Source organism: Pandoraea pnomenusa, from assembly GCF_040391475.1.
Classification (GTDB): Bacteria; Pseudomonadota; Gammaproteobacteria; order Burkholderiales; family Burkholderiaceae; genus Pandoraea; species Pandoraea pnomenusa_C.
This window is the reverse complement of sequence record NZ_JBEBXS010000018.1, coordinates 48,879-63,843: the sequence shown is the minus strand read 5'-3', so window position 1 is coordinate 63,843 and position 14,965 is coordinate 48,879. Positions and strand designations below refer to the sequence as shown.

The window sequence follows — 14,965 nt, the reverse complement described above, 5'->3', positions numbered from 1 at the left end:
GAATTCGGATCATGACGCAAGACTGGCTGGACAAGGTAAGTTGGGACGCGCAGGGCCTCGTGCCCGTGATCGCGCAGGAAGTCGGCAGCAACGACGTGCTGATGTTCGCCTGGATGAACCGTGAGGCGCTTGCGCGCACGGTCGAGACCGGCGAGGCCGTCTATTACTCGCGTTCGCGCAAACGCCTGTGGCACAAGGGCGAAGAGTCGGGGCACGTGCAGAAGGTGCACGAGATCCGTCTGGATTGCGACGAAGACGTGGTGCTGCTCAAGGTCGAGCAGATCGACGGCATTGCCTGCCACACCGGTCGCCATTCCTGTTTCTTCCAGAAGTTCGAGGGCAACGTCGGGGATGGCCGCTGGGCCACCGTCGAGCCGGTGCTCAAGGACCCGCACAAGATCTACAAGTGAGCCCCATGAACGATACGCTCGAGCGTGTTGCCGAAGTGATCGCCTCGCGCAAGGGTGGCGATCCCGACAAATCATACGTCGCCCGCCTGTTTCACAAGGGCGACGACGCGATCTGCAAGAAGATCGGCGAAGAAGCCACCGAAGTGGTGCTCGCGGCGAAGGACATCCGCATTGGCGGGGCCGGCGATCTGCGACAGAAGCTCGTCAATGAGACGGCGGACCTGTGGTTTCACTGCATGGTCCTGCTCGCGCACCACGACCTGAGCCCGGGCGAAGTGCTCGCCGAACTGGCGCGCCGCGAAGGGCTGTCGGGGCTGGTCGAAAAGGCCCAGCGCGGCACGCGCGGCGAACACGCCGACTGACGCCTGCCGAACGTCCGGCTGCCCGACGTCGTCGGGGCGCCGGGACAGACAGGCGCAACGGGCCCCGACCGGCCCCAACCCGCCCAAGCAGGTTCACGCGAGGAGACGCCTCATGAACGATCCGCAATCCCCTGGCTCGACCGGCTCGCCGGGCAGCACTGACAATCCCTACGTAGTGAACACGACGCCTATCCAGACTGGTCCGACCGAAGAACAGGAGCGCGCGTTGCGCAAGCTCACGCACGTGCTCTACGCGCTGTATGCGCTGTTCTGGCTCACGGGCGGCGTGACCGCCATCGTGGCGATCATCGTCAACTACATCAAGCGCGACGACGCAGCCGGCACCCTGTACGCCTCGCATTTCACGTGGCAGATCCGCACCTTCTGGTGGTCGGTGGTCTGGGGCGTGCTCGGTGTGGCGCTGGCCGTGGTGATGGTCGGCTTCGCGATTCTCTGGGTGCTGGGCATCTGGACACTGTACCGAATCGTCAAGGGCTGGCTCTACCTGAACGACAACAAGCCCATGTACGCCACGCGGACCTGAGGGCGCTGCGCTTTCGGGCCGCGCATCGGATTCGGTCGAGATAGCAAGAGGAAGACATACGCATGACGCACGACAACTGTATCTTCTGCAAGATTATTGCCGGGCAGATCCCGAGCGCGCAGGTCCACGCCGACGACGACGTCGTGGTGTTCAAGGACATCAATCCGGCGGCCGACCTGCACCTGCTGATGGTGCCGCGCAAGCACATTGCCACGCTGCAGGATTGCCAGCTGGAAGACCAGGCGCTGCTGGGCAAGATGATGATGCTCGCGCCGAAGCTGGCGGCGGATCACGGCTATCGCTTCGACGGCGACGCGTCGAACATCGAGGGCAATGGCTTTCGCGTGGTGATGAACACCGGACCGGGTGGCGGGCAGGAGGTTTATCATCTTCACATGCACATTCTGGCCGGGCCACGCCCCTGGAAGCGGATGTGAGTCAGACGTGAAGCGGGCGTGAATCGGACGTGAAGCGGATCGCCTGACAGTCGCCGATTTCGCCGGGCGTTGCGCCGGGTAGTGAGGGGCTGAAAGGGCTGATTTCGCGTGACGAAATGCCGCGCAACGTCGCCTGAACGTGCAACTGTCCCGCATTACGGAAGGTTTCACGAAACATTTATTTCTACCCGGTGTCCGGCCCGGTTACGATGCAGGACGTGACGCGCAATGTGCCACAATGGGGCATGTTGCTGCGGGCACGGGGGCAAACACAGGGCGCGTGCCTGAGGGCGGAAACGCCCGGGTAACGCGGCTAGACGAGACCCCGTCGCAAGGCGGCAGGGGTGGGGAAACGCAAGGAGAGAGGTCATGGGTTCGTTGAGTATTTGGCACTGGCTGATCGTGCTGGTGATCGTGATGATGGTTTTCGGTACCAAGAAGCTGCGTAACATGGGTAGCGACCTGGGCGGTGCGGTCAAGGGTTTCAAGGACGGCATGAAGGAAGGCACCGATGGCAACACCCCGTCGGCCAAGGACGACCCGGCGGCAGCTGCCAAGGAACTGCGCGATGCGACGACCATCGACGTGCAGGCCAAGGACGCAAGCAACCACAAGCAAGGCTAAGCTGGCGTCGACATGATCGATCTCGGCCTTTCCAAACTGATGCTGATCGGCGTGGTTGCGCTGGTCGTGATCGGTCCGGAGCGTCTGCCGAAGGTGGCCCGCACGGCGGGCGCCCTCTTCGGCCGTGCACAACGCTATATCAACGATGTGAAGGCCGAGGTGAGCCGCGAGATGGAACTCGACGAGCTGCGCAACATGCGCACGCAGTTCGAGGACGCGGCCCGCAGCGCCCAGAACACGATTCAGAAGCAGTTGCACGAGCAGGAGGCGTCGCTCAACGACGCCTGGGCGAGTGCCACGGGCACCTCGACCAGCGAGATGGCGGGCGGCGCCACAGACGCCGCCACCGGTTACTCGGACAGCTATCTCAGCGAGCCGGTCGTGACATCGGGCGTGCGCGGGTCGACCAAGCGTCGCAACTGGCGCGTGCGCCGGGCTGCTACGCCGATGTGGTTCAAGCAGGCCAGCGTCACACGCACCCGGGTACAGTCGGGAGCGGCGCGCGTGGCGCGTCATACGCCGGCCAAGCTGCGTCGACCCACCAAGTTCTTCTGAGGCACAACCGCCGCGACCTTCCCGCCATCTGGCACTGTGCCGGCTTCATTCCTGGATAAGTCGACGTGAGCGACGACAAGCAAATCCCCGAAGGGGGCACCGAAGAGACTTTCATCTCGCATCTGATCGAGCTGCGCAATCGCATCATTCGCGCGGGTGCAGCCGTCATCGTGGTGTTCCTCTCGCTGGTCTACTGGGCACCGGACATCTTCCGGATATTCGCCCGACCGCTGATGCAATCGCTGCCCGCAGGCGGCAAGATGATCGTCACCGACATCACCGGTTCGTTCTTCGTGCCGATGAAGGTCACGATGATGGTCGCGTTCGTGATTGCGTTGCCCATCGTGCTGTATCAGGTCTGGGCCTTCGTGGCGCCGGGGCTGTACCAGCACGAGAAGAAGTTGATCATGCCGCTGGTCGTGAGCAGCTATACGCTGTTCCTTGCCGGTATGGCGTTCGCTTACTTCCTGGTGTTCCCGACGGTGTTCCACTTCATGGCGCATTACAACGCGCCACTGGGTGCGGAGATGAACACCGATATCGACAACTACCTGAGTTTCATCCTCACGATGTTCCTATGCTTCGGGGTGACTTTCGAAGTGCCGGTCGTGGTGGTGGTGCTCGCACGCATGGGCGTGGTGAGCATCGAGAAGCTCAAGCAGATCCGTCCGTACGTGGTGGTCGGTGCGTTCGTGCTGGCGGCGGTCGTGACGCCGCCCGACATCCTGTCGCAACTGATGCTGGCCGTGCCGCTGTGCATTCTCTATGAGCTGGGTCTGATTGCTGCGCGGGTGTTCGTGAAGCAGGGCCAGCACGCAGACGAGGGCAGCGAAGGGAACGGGCAGGCGGCGCCGTAAGGGCCGTGAATGCCACCCGCGGGTAAGCCGATCCTGCGGAGTCGTTGTGAGTATCAACCGAAAAGCACGGGTCCCGTCCCGTGCTTTTTTGTTGTCGGACGGAGCAAATAAAAACGGCCACGCCGAAGCGCAGCCGTCTTGTCTTGCCGGGAACGTGACGCCGTCAGTCGGCGTTGTTCTCGTCGCTGCCATCGTCCTCGTCCTGCACCGGCCGCTTGGGCGGGGGCGGGCGCTTGCCGACGACAACCGTCAGATCCAGTTCCTTCTTCTTGCGCGTGACGTGAATCTTGGTCTGCGTGCCCGGCTTGATCTGCGCGATGACGTTGAGCAGTTCGGTGGTGTCGCGGATCGACTCGTCGTTCACCTTGCTCAGGATGTCGCCCGGTTGCACGCCCGCCTTGTCGGCCGGGCCGCCCTGCACGACACCGGCGATGATGACGCCCGAATCCTGCTTCAGGCCGAACGACTCGGCGATGTCCGAGGTAATGTCCTGCGGCTCGACACCAACCCAGCCACGTGTGACCGTACCCGTGGTGATGATGCTCTCAAGCACCGTGCGAGCCGTGGAGACCGGGATCGCGAAGCCGATGCCCATGTTGCCGCCGCTACGCGAGTAGATCGCCGTGTTGATGCCCAGCAGGTTGCCGTTCACGTCGACCAGTGCACCACCGGAATTCCCGGGATTGATGGCCGCATCGGTCTGGATGAAGTTCTCGAACGTGCTGATATCGAGGTGGTTGCGGCCCAACGCGCTGATGATCCCCATCGTGACCGTCTGACCGACGCCGAACGGATTGCCGATGGCGAGCACGACGTCGCCCACACGTACCTGATCCATGCGGCCGAGTGTGATGGCGGGCAGATTGTCGAGCGTGATCTTGAGCACCGCGAGATCGGTTTCCGGATCGCTGCCCACCAGTTTGGCGCGTGCCTTGCGGCCGTCGGCGAGGGCGACTTCGATCTCGTCGGCGCCGTCCACCACGTGATGATTCGTGAGAATATAGCCTTCGCTGCTCACAATCACACCCGAGCCGAGGCTCGAGACCGGGTCTTGCCGCACCGTACCGCCGCCGTCGCCGAAGAAATAGCGGAACAGCGGGTCATCGAGACGCGGGTCGCGGTTTTGCTTTTGTTCCTTGCTGGAAAAAATGCTGACGACCTCGGGCATCGCCTTCTGCGCGCCGTCGGCATACGAGCCGACAGCCGGCTTGTCCGACAGACTCGGGCCGACTTCCTGCAAGGCGATGATCGGATTTGCCAGTTGCTTGCCGAACGAACCCTGGCGTTGCAGCCACTGAGGCTTGAGTGTGGCGATGATGAAAAGCAACGCAAGCAGCACGGTGACCGCTTGCGCGAACAGTAGCCAGAAGCGTCTGAGCATGAAAGAGCGAGACCTTATATGAATCGTGTTGAACTCGAATTGTATCTGAACGATACCCTGCAAATCGCGCAATTTCGCGATTACTGCCCGAACGGCCTACAGGTCGAAGGGCGCAGCGACATCCGAAAAATCGCCAGCGGCGTGACCGCCAGCCTGGCTTTTCTCGAAGCGGCCCGCGATTGGGGCGCCGATGCCGTTCTCGTCCATCACGGCTATTTCTGGAAGAACGAAGATGCCCGTATTACCGGGATGAAGCGTCGTCGTTTGGGACTGTTGATCGGCAACGACATGAGTCTGTTTGCCTACCATCTGCCGCTCGACGCCCACCCGGAACTGGGCAACAACGCGCAATTGGGCAAGTTGCTAGGCTTTGCCGACGATGGCGGGCGTTTCGGGCCGGACCAGCTCGGCTGGTTGGGGGCGCCTTCGCAACCGACGACACTGGCCGCACTGGCGTCGCACGTCGAGACACAACTGGGACGTGCGCCGTTGATGCTCGGCGACCCGAGCCGTCCGGTGCGCCGTGTGGCGTGGTGCACCGGGGGGGCGCAAGGTTTCTTCGAAGCGGCCATCGCGGCGGGAGCCGACGTCTATATCAGCGGCGAAGTGTCCGAGCCGACCCAGCATCTCGCGCTCGAGAGCGGCGTGGGGTACCTGGCGGCGGGCCACCACGCCACCGAGCGTGGCGGGGCCAGAGCGGTTGGCGAGCACATCGCCAGCCGTTTCGGGCTCGAGCATCGGTTCTTCGATATGACGAATCCGGCCTGACCGGATGCGGCCCGGCGCGGGCGAGGGCGGTGCAAGACCGCCCTTTGCGCGTGCTTACCCGTTCTGCTTCTTGAGGCTGTCGCGAATTTCGCGCAGCAGAACGACCTCTTCCGGCGTGGGCGCCGGTTCGGCCGGGGCTTCCGCGGCCGGGCGCTTGAGGCGGTTGATCTGCTTGACCATCAGAAAGATGATGAACGCCAGGATCAGGAAGTTCAGGGCGACGGTAATGAAGTTGCCGTAACCGAACACGGCGACACCGGCCTTCGTGAGGTCGGCATAGGACGTCGGGTTGCCCTGGAAACTGGGCGGAATGCTGCCGAGCACGATGAACTTGCTCGAGAAGTCGAGGCCGCCGAAGATGGCGCCGACGATCGGCATGATGAGGTCCCTGACGACCGAGTCGACGATCTTGCCGAACGCACCGCCGATGATCACACCGACCGCCAGATCGATCACGTTGCCTTTGACGGCAAATTCCTTGAATTCCGACATGAAGCTCATGCCATTCCTCCGCTGTTTTGATGAGTGGCCGGGGGGAAGCATTGCTGCGCCGACCCTCACGAATTGGCATTGATTGACCGGTAAAGTCCCGCGACCTGTACGGCGACGGCAGGGTTCGCGTCGGTCATTGTCACGCGAATGCCTCAGGTCGTGCGCCCCGATGTTATCAGGGCGCGACAATGAAAATGTTACTAAATGTCGTGCGCACGTCAACGAAAGCGGCGATCATAGCGGGTCTCGTGCAGCATCCCAGAAGCGAAACCCCGGGTGGTCGCAAATCACCCGCAGGGTACGTTAATCCTTTGAAAATACGCGAAAACCACTAGGAGACTGGGGCGTTTTGCCGTTGTTTCAGGCATTTACGCTCGCGTATGATTTAAGGTTGACGGAAATACAAATTCAACCGTGTGGGGCTTGTGATGAGTGACAATCAAGAAAAGGCCGTCGACAGTAATCGCCGGAATCTGCTGATTGCAACGTCCGTAGCTGGAGGCGTGGGCGGCGTTGTAACTCTCGTTCCTTTCGTCAGTTCCCTTCAACCATCGGAGCGCGCCAAGGCAGGCGGGGCGCCGGTCGAAGCGGATATCAGCGGCCTCAAGGCGGGCCAGATGATGACGGTTTCCTGGCGTGGGCTGCCTGTGTGGATCGTATATCGCACACCGGAGCAATTGGCTTCGCTGTCCAAAGTGACGTCGGAGCTGGCCGATCCGGACTCGAAAGAGACGTTTTCCTACCCGATGCCCGACTATGCCAAGAACGAGTTCCGTGCGCGCGAATCGCGCAAGGAAATGCTCGTCGTGGTCGGTATCTGTACGCACCTCGGTTGCATCCCGTCCGGGCCTTACGCGGCGGACACTCTGCCTGCGCTGGGCCATGATCCCGGCTTCCTCTGCCCGTGCCACGGCTCGACCTACGACATGTCGGGTCGCGTGTTCAAGAACAAGCCGGCACCGAAGAATCTCGACGTTCCTCGTTTCATGTTCGTGAACGACAACAAGATCGTGATCGGTAAAGACGAAAAAGGAGAAGCGTAAACATGGCCGCCGACAAACAGGTCGACACGACGGGCTTGCTGGGCTGGATCGATCGCCGGTTTCCGCTCACGCAGCTCTGGAAAGACCACGCTTCCGAGTATTACGCCCCAAAAAACTTCAACTTCTGGTATTTCTTCGGATCGCTGGCCATGCTGGTGCTGGTGATCCAGATCCTCACCGGCATTTTCCTGGTGATGAACTACAAGCCCGACGGCAACCTGGCGTTCGCGTCGGTCGAGTACATCATGCGCGAAGTGCCGTGGGGATGGCTCATCCGCTACATGCACTCGACGGGCGCCTCGATGTTCTTCGTCGTGGTGTATCTGCACATGTTCCGCGGACTGCTGTACGGCTCGTACCGTAAGCCGCGCGAGCTGGTGTGGGTGTTCGGCTGCCTGATCTTCCTGTGCCTGATGGCCGAGGCGTTCATGGGCTATCTGCTGCCCTGGGGCCAGATGTCGTACTGGGGCGCGCAGGTGATCGTGAACCTGTTCTCGGCGATTCCGTTCATCGGCCCGGATCTGTCGCTGTGGATTCGTGGCGATTACGTCGTCTCGGACGCCACGCTCAACCGCTTCTTCGCGTTCCACGTGATCGCGATTCCGCTGGTGCTCATCGGCCTGATCGTCGCGCACATCATCGCGCTGCATGAAGTGGGCTCGAACAACCCGGACGGCGTGGAGATCAAGGACAAGAAGGACGCCAATGGCCGCCCGCTCGACGGCATTCCGTTCCATCCGTACTACACGGTGCACGACATCATGGGCGTGGGCGTGTTCCTGATGGTGTTCTCGGCGATCGTGTTCTTCGCGCCGACGATGGGCGGATACTTCCTTGAGGCGAACAACTTCATCCCGTCCGACCCGCTCAAGACGCCGCCGCATATCGCTCCGGTCTGGTATTTCACGCCGTTCTACTCGATGCTGCGTGCCACGACCGACGATTTCAAGCACATCCTGATGGGGCTGGCGGTGCTCATTACGGCGGTCTGGTGGATCAAGGGCAAGGCGGCGGCGACCACCAAGGTTGCGGCGTCTGGCGGCGTAGTGTTGTTGCTGCTTGCGATGTACCTGACCGAAGCCAAGTTCTGGGGGGTGGTGGTGATGGGCGGTGCGGTGGTGACGCTCTTCTTCCTGCCGTGGCTGGACCACAGCCCGGTCAAGTCGATTCGCTATCGTCCGGGCTTCCACAAAGTGCTGCTGGGTATTCTCGTCGTTGTTTTCGCGGTGCTGGGGTATCTGGGGATCCAGGAACCCACGCCGGTGAAGACCGCCATTTCGCAGGTCGGCGCGCTGTATTACTTCGGATTTTTCTGGCTGATGCCGCTGTGGAGCAAGCGCGGCACCTTCAAGCCGGTGCCGGATCGCGTGACCTTCGCGGCGCATTGAGCGCAAGCCAACGACGACTAGGGATATCAAGATGAGAAAACTGTTGCTTATCCTGGCGCTCTTGAGTGGCTTTGCGGCGCCGGCCATGGCTGAAGAAGGGGCGGCGCTCGACACGGCGCCGAACCGGATCGACGATCTGGCTTCGCTCCAGCGCGGGGCGAAACTGTTCGTGAACTACTGTTTGAACTGTCACTCGGCGGCGTCGATGCGGTTCTCGCGCCTGAAGGATCTGGGCCTGTCGGACGTGGAGATCAAGAACAATCTGCTTTTCACGACGGACAGGATCGGCGACACGATGACGGTCGCCATGCGCGCGGCGGACGCCAAGTCGTGGTTTGGCGCTGCGCCGCCCGACCTGTCGGTGGAGGCGCGGGCCCGGGGGACGGACTGGCTGTACACCTATCTGCGTACGTTCTATCGAGATGACACCCGCCCGACGGGCTGGAACAACGTGGCGTACCCCAATGTGGCCATGCCGAACCCGTTCTGGCAGTTGCAGGGACAGCGGGGGGTGAAGCATGTCGAGGGGGCGGAGCACGGTCCGGTGCAGTTCGTGCAGATCACCCAGGGGACGATGAAACCTGTGGAATTTGATTCTGCCATGGCGGATTTGGTATCTTATCTGGATTGGATGTCGGAACCGGCTCAGCGGACACGCCGGCAGTTGGGTGTCTGGGTTCTGTTGTTCCTGGGACTCTTTACGGTACTGGCCTGGCGCCTGAATGCGGCCTATTGGAAGGACGTGAAGTAAAATAACGTCTGTACGACGGGGCCAGGGTATGGGGAGCGCCGATTTCCCGCCCCGGCCCCGTTGGTTTTTAAGGAAGACGCGCTATGATGGTTTTGTACTCGGGCACGACGTGCCCCTTCTCCCAGCGTTGCCGGCTGGTTTTGTTCGAAAAAGGCATGGATTTCGAAATCCGTGACGTTGACCTGTTCAACAAGCCGGAAGACATTGCGGTGATGAACCCGTACGGTCAGGTGCCGATTCTTGTCGAGCGTGATCTGATTCTGTACGAATCGAACATCATCAACGAGTACATCGACGAACGTTTCCCGCACCCGCAGCTGATGCCGGCCGATCCGGTGCAGCGTGCTCGCGCGCGATTGTTCCTGTTCAATTTCGAGAAAGAGCTGTTTGTGCATGTGAGCTCGCTCGAGAACGAGAAGGGCAAGGCGGCGGAGAAGACGCACGAGAAGGCCCGTGCATCGATTCGCGATCGTCTGACGCAGCTTGCGCCGATTTTCGTGAAGAACAAGTACATGTTGGGTGAAGAGTTCTCGATGCTGGACGTGGCGATTGCCCCGTTGCTGTGGCGTCTGGATCACTACGGCATTGAGTTGTCGAAGAATGCTGCCCCGTTGATGAAGTATGCCGAGCGGATTTTCAGCCGTCCGGCGTACATTGAAGCGCTGACGCCGTCCGAAAAGGTCATGCGTCGCTGATGCGTTGATTTGCCCGCTGCCGAGGCTGGCCTGTGGAAGATGACGGGCGGGTTTCGCGGCGGGACGAGTTGGTTATATGCCAGAAACGTCTACCAAGCCTTATCTTCTGCGCGCGCTGTACGAGTGGTGTACCGACAACGGGTACACGCCGTATTTGGCCGTGCATGTCGATGCCAAGACGCGAGTGCCGCGAGAGTTTGTGAAAGATGGCGAGATCGTGCTGAACATCAGCTTCGACGCCACGAGCGGATTGCAGATGGGCAACGACTGGATTGAATTCAGCGCCCGCTTCGGCGGCATCTCACAGAAGGTTGAAGTGCAGGTGCCGAACGTGCTGGCGATTTACGCTCGCGAGAACGGACAGGGGATGGCTTTCCCGGTCGACAAGCAGGCGTCTGCGGACGAGGGTACCGAGCTGGAAGCGGTGCCGTCGTCGCAGGAGCCGATTGACGACGATCCGGACCCGACGCGTCCCGGCGGTAACGGCGCGGCTGGCGGCAACGCCGGACGTGCACACCTGAAGGTGGTGAAGTAATTCGCGAAGAGGGACGTTTGGGAGGGCGGTAGCAAGTGCTTTCCCAGGCGTTCCGGATGGCGAAGGAAATTGCACCGACAGGTAGTCGCAGTGACCAGTGAATCGGTTACAATACACGACTTCGCCGGCTTAGCTCATCTGGTAGAGCAGTTGATTTGTAATCATCAGGTGGCGGGTTCGAGTCCTGCAGCCGGCACCAAATACAGCAAGGGGTTACGTGATCTTCACGTAACCCTTTTGCGTTTCCAACCCCGCATCGCGGAACATCGTGTGTCCCGTTCGATAATTGGGGGCAGTTTCCGACCCTCATCGGTCACTGAAGTCGGAAAGCAGACACCTCGATCAGTACCGGCACAACCCTTCGCAGCTTGGCTCCGCGAGCGCGTCTGCGATTTTCTCAATGTAGCCTTTCAGATTTTCCGGTGCTGTACTGATTGCCTCTTTTGCCGCCGACAAGAGTTTCTCTCGCTCGTCTGGATTCATGGCGGAAACAAACTGGGGCGCGGTTTCCGCAACTGCCATGAGCGTGTTCGTCCGGTAGCGATCTTTCAGCGAAAGGTCGCTTGCAGAGACCAACGTTCCAAGAACGGCAGAATCCATCCCCTTGCGCATCTTATCGAGTCCCGCGCGGCGCACGGATGTGATTTCCTCCGGCTTCATGCGGTCGAAAAGCGGCGAAATTGACGATACCAACCTTCCCATGCACCGCGTCGCAAACGGCTGCAGTTCTGCCAATTCGTTCTGGTAAGTGTGGGCGTTCTGCAGCATCCGTTTGATGATGACCTGCTGGGCAGCTTCAAGGGGCATGCTCTCGTCGAACTCTTTGTCCAGATCGAACATTAGGTAAACAATGCCTTTGCGGTTCGCCTTGTCGCACAGATCCAGCAGCGCGGGAAGCTGTGCTTCGTCGAATGTATTTCCGTCCAGAAAGCGCTGACTGTCAGAAAGCGTGGCAAGGAACGTGGCCGCCCGTTCGTCTGAAAGACGCGGCATGGCGCCGGTTTTCTCTATCCATGCATCGAACTGTCGACTCGCTTCAAAGTAGCCGTCCAACTGAGCTGCGAAGACGGTGCTGGTCGAACCGAAATACACGCAGGCAAACATAAACAAAAGCTTGAGACGGCGCACACTTTCCCCTCTTCTAAACATATCGGATATCCGTTCGACGCTTCGGAAGCGCCGAGCCTGACCAAGTACCGGACGGAGGCGGATAATCACAAAAGCGCTGCAATCATCCGGTCGTGGTGGAGTTACCCCTGTAGCTTCGCAGACGTTTGACGAGCTTCGAAAACCCCGAGAAAACGACAGTTTCCCGGGGTTTTTCTGTCTGGGATCCCCCAGCCAATCATTCAAAACTCAGTCGCGCGTCCTTCAGCACATCGACATCACCCCATTTGAACGAGCAGACCCGAGCCACTTCTATGCCGATCATTTTCCCGCCGAGGGGCTTCTTTTCGCTGACAGGCACGCAGCCGCCGGTGATGCGAACGACCGTCCCGGCAGCAAGGCTGGCCGAAGCCGGGAATTCAATGGCGGCGTCTTCCGGAACACGATGGGTCAGTACGATGTCTTCAACATAATCGTCGGGAAGGGTGAACAAAACGCTCTTGTCCACGACGAGCGTGTAGTAATCGTGTGAGAACTTACCCGAATTCACGCAGATATTGGTGCTATGACCGTTGAGGTTCTGCGTCTCGCACTTGACCGAGGCCATTGCGGGGACGGCGACACAGCACAGAAGCGTCAGCAAATGTTTATGCATTGAAAATCTCCGATAGATGAGGGATGGGGATCAGTGTTCGGCATCCGGCCCCGTCTTGACTGCCTCCACCACCTTGCTCGGGGTGCAATAGGGTGCGCGACTTGCTGCAACGGGAATGTCGTGGCCGCGTGCATCGATCTCACGGATTTCGATCCAGCATCTCCCGCCGCCGCCCTCTTCGAATGCCTCGTAGTCCTTACCGGGTTGCGGCGTGAACTGAGTGGGGGGCGGCGTGCACGTCTGGGCTTGCCTCGATCCGCCGTAATTGATGGCACGATTGCCGCTGAGCAACACGATGGTGGGCGCATCCGCAGGGACGACGTACTCCATGATGTATTCCTTGAACTTGAGCCCATCGGCGCGCATCCACTTTCGGGGGCTCTCCGGCATGCCGATCAGCACGCTCGTCGACGAATACTTGTACTGGGTAAAAAAGCCGCGGCCCTGCCCGAGAACCGTCTTTCCGTCGTCTTCGTACGCGGGCGGGTAGCAAGCTTGCCCGAAACGCAATGCTACTTGCCCCCCGGCATTGGAGCCTTGCACTCGCAGCCGCGCCGATGTGGCCGGATCATAGGTGGGGTTCTGCGTGAGGATATGGCGAGTCGGTTCAAGTGCCGAACATGCGCTAAGGATGCTCGCTGATGCTGACAACGTGACAATGCGTCTGATCGATTTATTCATGTCGCGTGGCGTGATGTAGTTGTCGGCTTTCGCGAAATTGGTACGCCGAAAGCCGAGATTCATACCCATAGAATGGCGAGGGTGCCCATTGATCTGAATGGCGGCGTACTTAAATATCGGCAGGCGATGGCGTTATCTTTAACGATTCGGGATACAAAATATCTACGGAAGTATTAGTACAGCGAAGGTGCCAGCGCGCAATGGCATAGCTGACGCAAAAAATAGGCCACGTGAGAATCACGTGGCCTATCGTCATTTCTACCGCCTGAACGCCTGAACGCCCGAACAACACGGCATCACGCCGTGCCGCATCCCCTCAATGCCGCGCCGCCGCCAGAATATCCGTCCCCAAGCCGGTATGAATGTGTCCGAGCTGAAACAGCTCATCATCGAGTACCTGAACCGCGAACGGGATGTTCGTCTTCACGCCGCGCACCTGCGTTGCAAGCAGCGCCTCTTTCATCTGCCGGATCGCCGCCGCACGATCCACCGCGTGAACGATAATCTTCGCGAGCATTGGATCGTAATACGGCGTGACGGTATTTCCCTGCATGTACCCGGTCTCCACGCGAATCCCTTCTCCTTGTGGCAGCTCGAAGGTCTCCAGCTTCCCCGGTGACGGAAAGAATCGCACCGGGTCCTCCGCATACACGCGCACTTCAATGGCGTGCCCATTCACACGCGGCGCATCGGGAATCACCGACGCCAGTCCTTCCCCCGCCGCAAGCCGAATCTGCGACGTCACCAGATCTACGCCGGTAATCGCTTCCGTCACCGCGTGCTCGACCTGCAATCGCGTATTCATTTCCAGGAAATTGCACGTCCCGTCGGCGCCGAAAAGCGTCTCCGCCGTGCCGATGACGTCGTAGCCCATGTCCTGCAGCAGCCCGGCGATCCGCTCTGCGGTCTTCTCCATGTCGCGACGCGGCAACAGCGGTGCCGGCGATTCCTCGATCACCTTCTGATGCCGACGCTGAACCGAGCAGTCCCGCTCGAACAGATGGCAGGCGTTCCCCGCCTTGTCCGCCAGAATCTGAAACTCGATATGACGCGGCCGCTCGATCAGCTTTTCCAGATAGAGGTCGCCATTGCCGAAGCTCTTCTGCGACACTGAACGCGCCTGCGCAATCGCGGCGAGCAGCGAGACTTCGTCGCGTGCCGGCACCATGCCGATACCACCACCGCCTGCAGCCGGTTTGATGAGCACCGGATAGCCGATAGCCCGCGCGGCGGCGCTGATCGATTCCGTGTGGTCGTCGAGCAGCCCCGAACTCGGCGACATCGGCATGCCGTGACGCGCCATCAACTCCCTGGCGCGTGTCTTGTGTCCCATGGCCTCGATCCAACGCGGCGACGGTCCGATGAATGCCGCACCCGCCTCGATCACACGCCGTGCGAAGGCGGCATTCTCCGAGAGAAACCCGTAACCCGGATGCACGGCGTCCGCCTTTGAGCGCGCCAGCACATCCAACAGGCGATCCTGATCGAGGTAGCTCGACATTGCAGGCGCCGGGCCAATGGCATAAACCTCGTCGGCTTGCGCGAGATACGGCAGCGTCGCGTCGGCCTCGGAACACACGGCGACGGAACGGATGTTCATCTGACGCAGCGCGCGAATGATGCGCGCCGCAACAGCGCCGCGATTCGCGACGAGGACCTTCGTAAACATGTCTCCTACCT

At 60.5% G+C, this 14,965-nt stretch carries 19 protein-coding genes and 1 tRNA gene; 14 read left to right on the top strand and 6 right to left on the bottom strand.

The window, feature by feature from the left end; genetic code table 11:
- The first annotated feature begins 11 nt into the window (after nucleotides 1-11).
- From hisI to tatC, 7 genes are all read left to right on the top strand, one after another.
- The gene (gene hisI, locus ABWO90_RS18310) at nucleotides 12-410 is read left to right on the top strand and encodes a phosphoribosyl-AMP cyclohydrolase (RefSeq protein WP_353192660.1); all 399 of its coding nucleotides are present in this window, start codon (nucleotides 12-14) and stop codon (nucleotides 408-410) included.
- A 5-nt stretch (nucleotides 411-415) separates the two neighbouring features.
- Nucleotides 416-772 (top strand): phosphoribosyl-ATP diphosphatase, encoded by a 357-nt coding sequence (locus ABWO90_RS18305; protein ID WP_353192659.1) that lies wholly within the window; start codon nucleotides 416-418, stop codon nucleotides 770-772.
- Nucleotides 773-884: 112 nt separating this feature from the next.
- Nucleotides 885-1,316: a DUF4870 family protein gene (locus tag ABWO90_RS18300; RefSeq protein WP_353192658.1), complete on the top strand. Its 432-nt coding sequence runs from the start codon at nucleotides 885-887 to the stop codon at nucleotides 1,314-1,316.
- A gap of 62 nt (nucleotides 1,317-1,378) precedes the next feature.
- Nucleotides 1,379-1,753, top strand: a complete 375-nt coding sequence (locus ABWO90_RS18295; protein WP_353192657.1) for a histidine triad nucleotide-binding protein — start codon at nucleotides 1,379-1,381, stop codon at nucleotides 1,751-1,753.
- A 369-nt stretch (nucleotides 1,754-2,122) separates the two neighbouring features.
- Nucleotides 2,123-2,377 carry a Sec-independent protein translocase subunit TatA gene (gene tatA, locus ABWO90_RS18290; RefSeq protein WP_353192656.1) on the top strand — a complete coding sequence of 85 codons (255 nt, stop codon included), beginning with the start codon at nucleotides 2,123-2,125 and terminating at the stop codon, nucleotides 2,375-2,377.
- 12 nt (nucleotides 2,378-2,389) lie between these two features.
- Nucleotides 2,390-2,932 carry a Sec-independent protein translocase protein TatB gene (tatB, locus tag ABWO90_RS18285; protein WP_353192655.1) on the top strand — a complete coding sequence of 181 codons (543 nt, stop codon included), beginning with the start codon at nucleotides 2,390-2,392 and terminating at the stop codon, nucleotides 2,930-2,932.
- A gap of 65 nt (nucleotides 2,933-2,997) precedes the next feature.
- Nucleotides 2,998-3,789, top strand: a complete 792-nt coding sequence (gene tatC, locus ABWO90_RS18280; protein WP_353192654.1) for a twin-arginine translocase subunit TatC — start codon at nucleotides 2,998-3,000, stop codon at nucleotides 3,787-3,789.
- A gap of 163 nt (nucleotides 3,790-3,952) precedes the next feature.
- On the opposite strand, the gene ABWO90_RS18275 is transcribed toward tatC, so the two are convergent.
- Nucleotides 3,953-5,170, bottom strand: a complete 1,218-nt coding sequence (locus tag ABWO90_RS18275) for a Do family serine endopeptidase (protein WP_353192653.1) — start codon at nucleotides 5,168-5,170, stop codon at nucleotides 3,953-3,955.
- Between the two features lie 18 nt (nucleotides 5,171-5,188).
- On the opposite strand from ABWO90_RS18275, the gene ABWO90_RS18270 reads away from it, so the two are divergent.
- Nucleotides 5,189-5,938 (top strand): Nif3-like dinuclear metal center hexameric protein, encoded by a 750-nt coding sequence (locus ABWO90_RS18270; RefSeq protein ID WP_353192652.1) that lies wholly within the window; start codon nucleotides 5,189-5,191, stop codon nucleotides 5,936-5,938.
- Nucleotides 5,939-5,992: 54 nt separating this feature from the next.
- Here the strand turns inward: ABWO90_RS18270 and mscL are convergent, their stop codons facing one another.
- Entirely contained in the window at nucleotides 5,993-6,439 is a 447-nt protein-coding gene (gene mscL, locus ABWO90_RS18265) for a large conductance mechanosensitive channel protein MscL (protein ID WP_353192651.1), read from the bottom strand.
- 419 nt (nucleotides 6,440-6,858) lie between these two features.
- On the opposite strand from mscL, the gene petA reads away from it, so the two are divergent.
- From petA to ABWO90_RS18235, 6 genes are all read left to right on the top strand, one after another.
- Nucleotides 6,859-7,473, top strand: coding sequence for a ubiquinol-cytochrome c reductase iron-sulfur subunit (gene petA / locus ABWO90_RS18260; RefSeq protein WP_353192688.1), 615 nt, complete (start codon nucleotides 6,859-6,861; stop codon nucleotides 7,471-7,473).
- A gap of 2 nt (nucleotides 7,474-7,475) precedes the next feature.
- Nucleotides 7,476-8,861, top strand: coding sequence for a cytochrome b (locus ABWO90_RS18255; RefSeq protein WP_353192650.1), 1,386 nt, complete (start codon nucleotides 7,476-7,478; stop codon nucleotides 8,859-8,861).
- A gap of 31 nt (nucleotides 8,862-8,892) precedes the next feature.
- Entirely contained in the window at nucleotides 8,893-9,612 is a 720-nt protein-coding gene (locus tag ABWO90_RS18250) for a cytochrome c1 (RefSeq protein ID WP_353192649.1), read from the top strand.
- Nucleotides 9,613-9,695: 83 nt separating this feature from the next.
- A complete protein-coding gene (locus ABWO90_RS18245; RefSeq protein ID WP_353192648.1) occupies nucleotides 9,696-10,307 on the top strand; it encodes a glutathione S-transferase N-terminal domain-containing protein in 612 nt (203 codons plus the stop codon).
- A gap of 76 nt (nucleotides 10,308-10,383) precedes the next feature.
- Complete coding sequence (locus ABWO90_RS18240; RefSeq protein WP_353192647.1) at nucleotides 10,384-10,842, top strand: ClpXP protease specificity-enhancing factor; 459 nt, start codon at nucleotides 10,384-10,386, stop codon at nucleotides 10,840-10,842.
- A gap of 123 nt (nucleotides 10,843-10,965) precedes the next feature.
- Nucleotides 10,966-11,041: transfer RNA gene (locus ABWO90_RS18235), tRNA-Thr, on the top strand.
- A 143-nt stretch (nucleotides 11,042-11,184) separates the two neighbouring features.
- Here the strand turns inward: ABWO90_RS18235 and ABWO90_RS18230 are convergent.
- The 4 genes from ABWO90_RS18230 to ABWO90_RS18215 form a co-directional block, all read right to left on the bottom strand.
- Nucleotides 11,185-11,970: a hypothetical protein gene (locus ABWO90_RS18230; protein ID WP_353192646.1), complete on the bottom strand. Its 786-nt coding sequence runs from the start codon at nucleotides 11,968-11,970 to the stop codon at nucleotides 11,185-11,187.
- A gap of 217 nt (nucleotides 11,971-12,187) precedes the next feature.
- The gene (locus ABWO90_RS18225) at nucleotides 12,188-12,604 is read right to left on the bottom strand and encodes a hypothetical protein (protein ID WP_353192645.1); all 417 of its coding nucleotides are present in this window, start codon (nucleotides 12,602-12,604) and stop codon (nucleotides 12,188-12,190) included.
- Between the two features lie 30 nt (nucleotides 12,605-12,634).
- Entirely contained in the window at nucleotides 12,635-13,354 is a 720-nt protein-coding gene (locus tag ABWO90_RS18220; protein WP_353192644.1) for a hypothetical protein, read from the bottom strand.
- A gap of 247 nt (nucleotides 13,355-13,601) precedes the next feature.
- Nucleotides 13,602-14,954 carry an acetyl-CoA carboxylase biotin carboxylase subunit gene (locus ABWO90_RS18215; protein WP_353192643.1) on the bottom strand — a complete coding sequence of 451 codons (1,353 nt, stop codon included), beginning with the start codon at nucleotides 14,952-14,954 and terminating at the stop codon, nucleotides 13,602-13,604.
- Nucleotides 14,955-14,965: the final 11 nt, after the last annotated feature.

Bases quoted from the DNA above. Each gene is read 5' to 3' on its own strand.
- hisI (WP_353192660.1), top strand. From the start codon at position 12: ATGACGCAAGACTGGCTGGACAAGGTAAGTTGGGACGCGCAGGGCCTC.
- ABWO90_RS18305 (WP_353192659.1), top strand. From the start codon at position 416: ATGAACGATACGCTCGAGCGTGTTGCCGAAGTGATCGCCTCGCGCAAG.
- ABWO90_RS18300 (WP_353192658.1), top strand. From the start codon at position 885: ATGAACGATCCGCAATCCCCTGGCTCGACCGGCTCGCCGGGCAGCACT.
- ABWO90_RS18295 (WP_353192657.1), top strand. From the start codon at position 1,379: ATGACGCACGACAACTGTATCTTCTGCAAGATTATTGCCGGGCAGATC.
- tatA (WP_353192656.1), top strand. From the start codon at position 2,123: ATGGGTTCGTTGAGTATTTGGCACTGGCTGATCGTGCTGGTGATCGTG.
- tatB (WP_353192655.1), top strand. From the start codon at position 2,390: ATGATCGATCTCGGCCTTTCCAAACTGATGCTGATCGGCGTGGTTGCG.
- ABWO90_RS18275 (WP_353192653.1), bottom strand. From the start codon at position 5,170: ATGCTCAGACGCTTCTGGCTACTGTTCGCGCAAGCGGTCACCGTGCTG.
- ABWO90_RS18270 (WP_353192652.1), top strand. From the start codon at position 5,189: ATGAATCGTGTTGAACTCGAATTGTATCTGAACGATACCCTGCAAATC.
- mscL (WP_353192651.1), bottom strand. From the start codon at position 6,439: ATGAGCTTCATGTCGGAATTCAAGGAATTTGCCGTCAAAGGCAACGTG.
- petA (WP_353192688.1), top strand. From the start codon at position 6,859: ATGAGTGACAATCAAGAAAAGGCCGTCGACAGTAATCGCCGGAATCTG.
- ABWO90_RS18255 (WP_353192650.1), top strand. From the start codon at position 7,476: ATGGCCGCCGACAAACAGGTCGACACGACGGGCTTGCTGGGCTGGATC.
- ABWO90_RS18250 (WP_353192649.1), top strand. From the start codon at position 8,893: ATGAGAAAACTGTTGCTTATCCTGGCGCTCTTGAGTGGCTTTGCGGCG.
- ABWO90_RS18245 (WP_353192648.1), top strand. From the start codon at position 9,696: ATGATGGTTTTGTACTCGGGCACGACGTGCCCCTTCTCCCAGCGTTGC.
- ABWO90_RS18240 (WP_353192647.1), top strand. From the start codon at position 10,384: ATGCCAGAAACGTCTACCAAGCCTTATCTTCTGCGCGCGCTGTACGAG.
- ABWO90_RS18225 (WP_353192645.1), bottom strand. From the start codon at position 12,604: ATGCATAAACATTTGCTGACGCTTCTGTGCTGTGTCGCCGTCCCCGCA.
- ABWO90_RS18220 (WP_353192644.1), bottom strand. From the start codon at position 13,354: ATGGGTATGAATCTCGGCTTTCGGCGTACCAATTTCGCGAAAGCCGAC.
- ABWO90_RS18215 (WP_353192643.1), bottom strand. From the start codon at position 14,954: ATGTTTACGAAGGTCCTCGTCGCGAATCGCGGCGCTGTTGCGGCGCGC.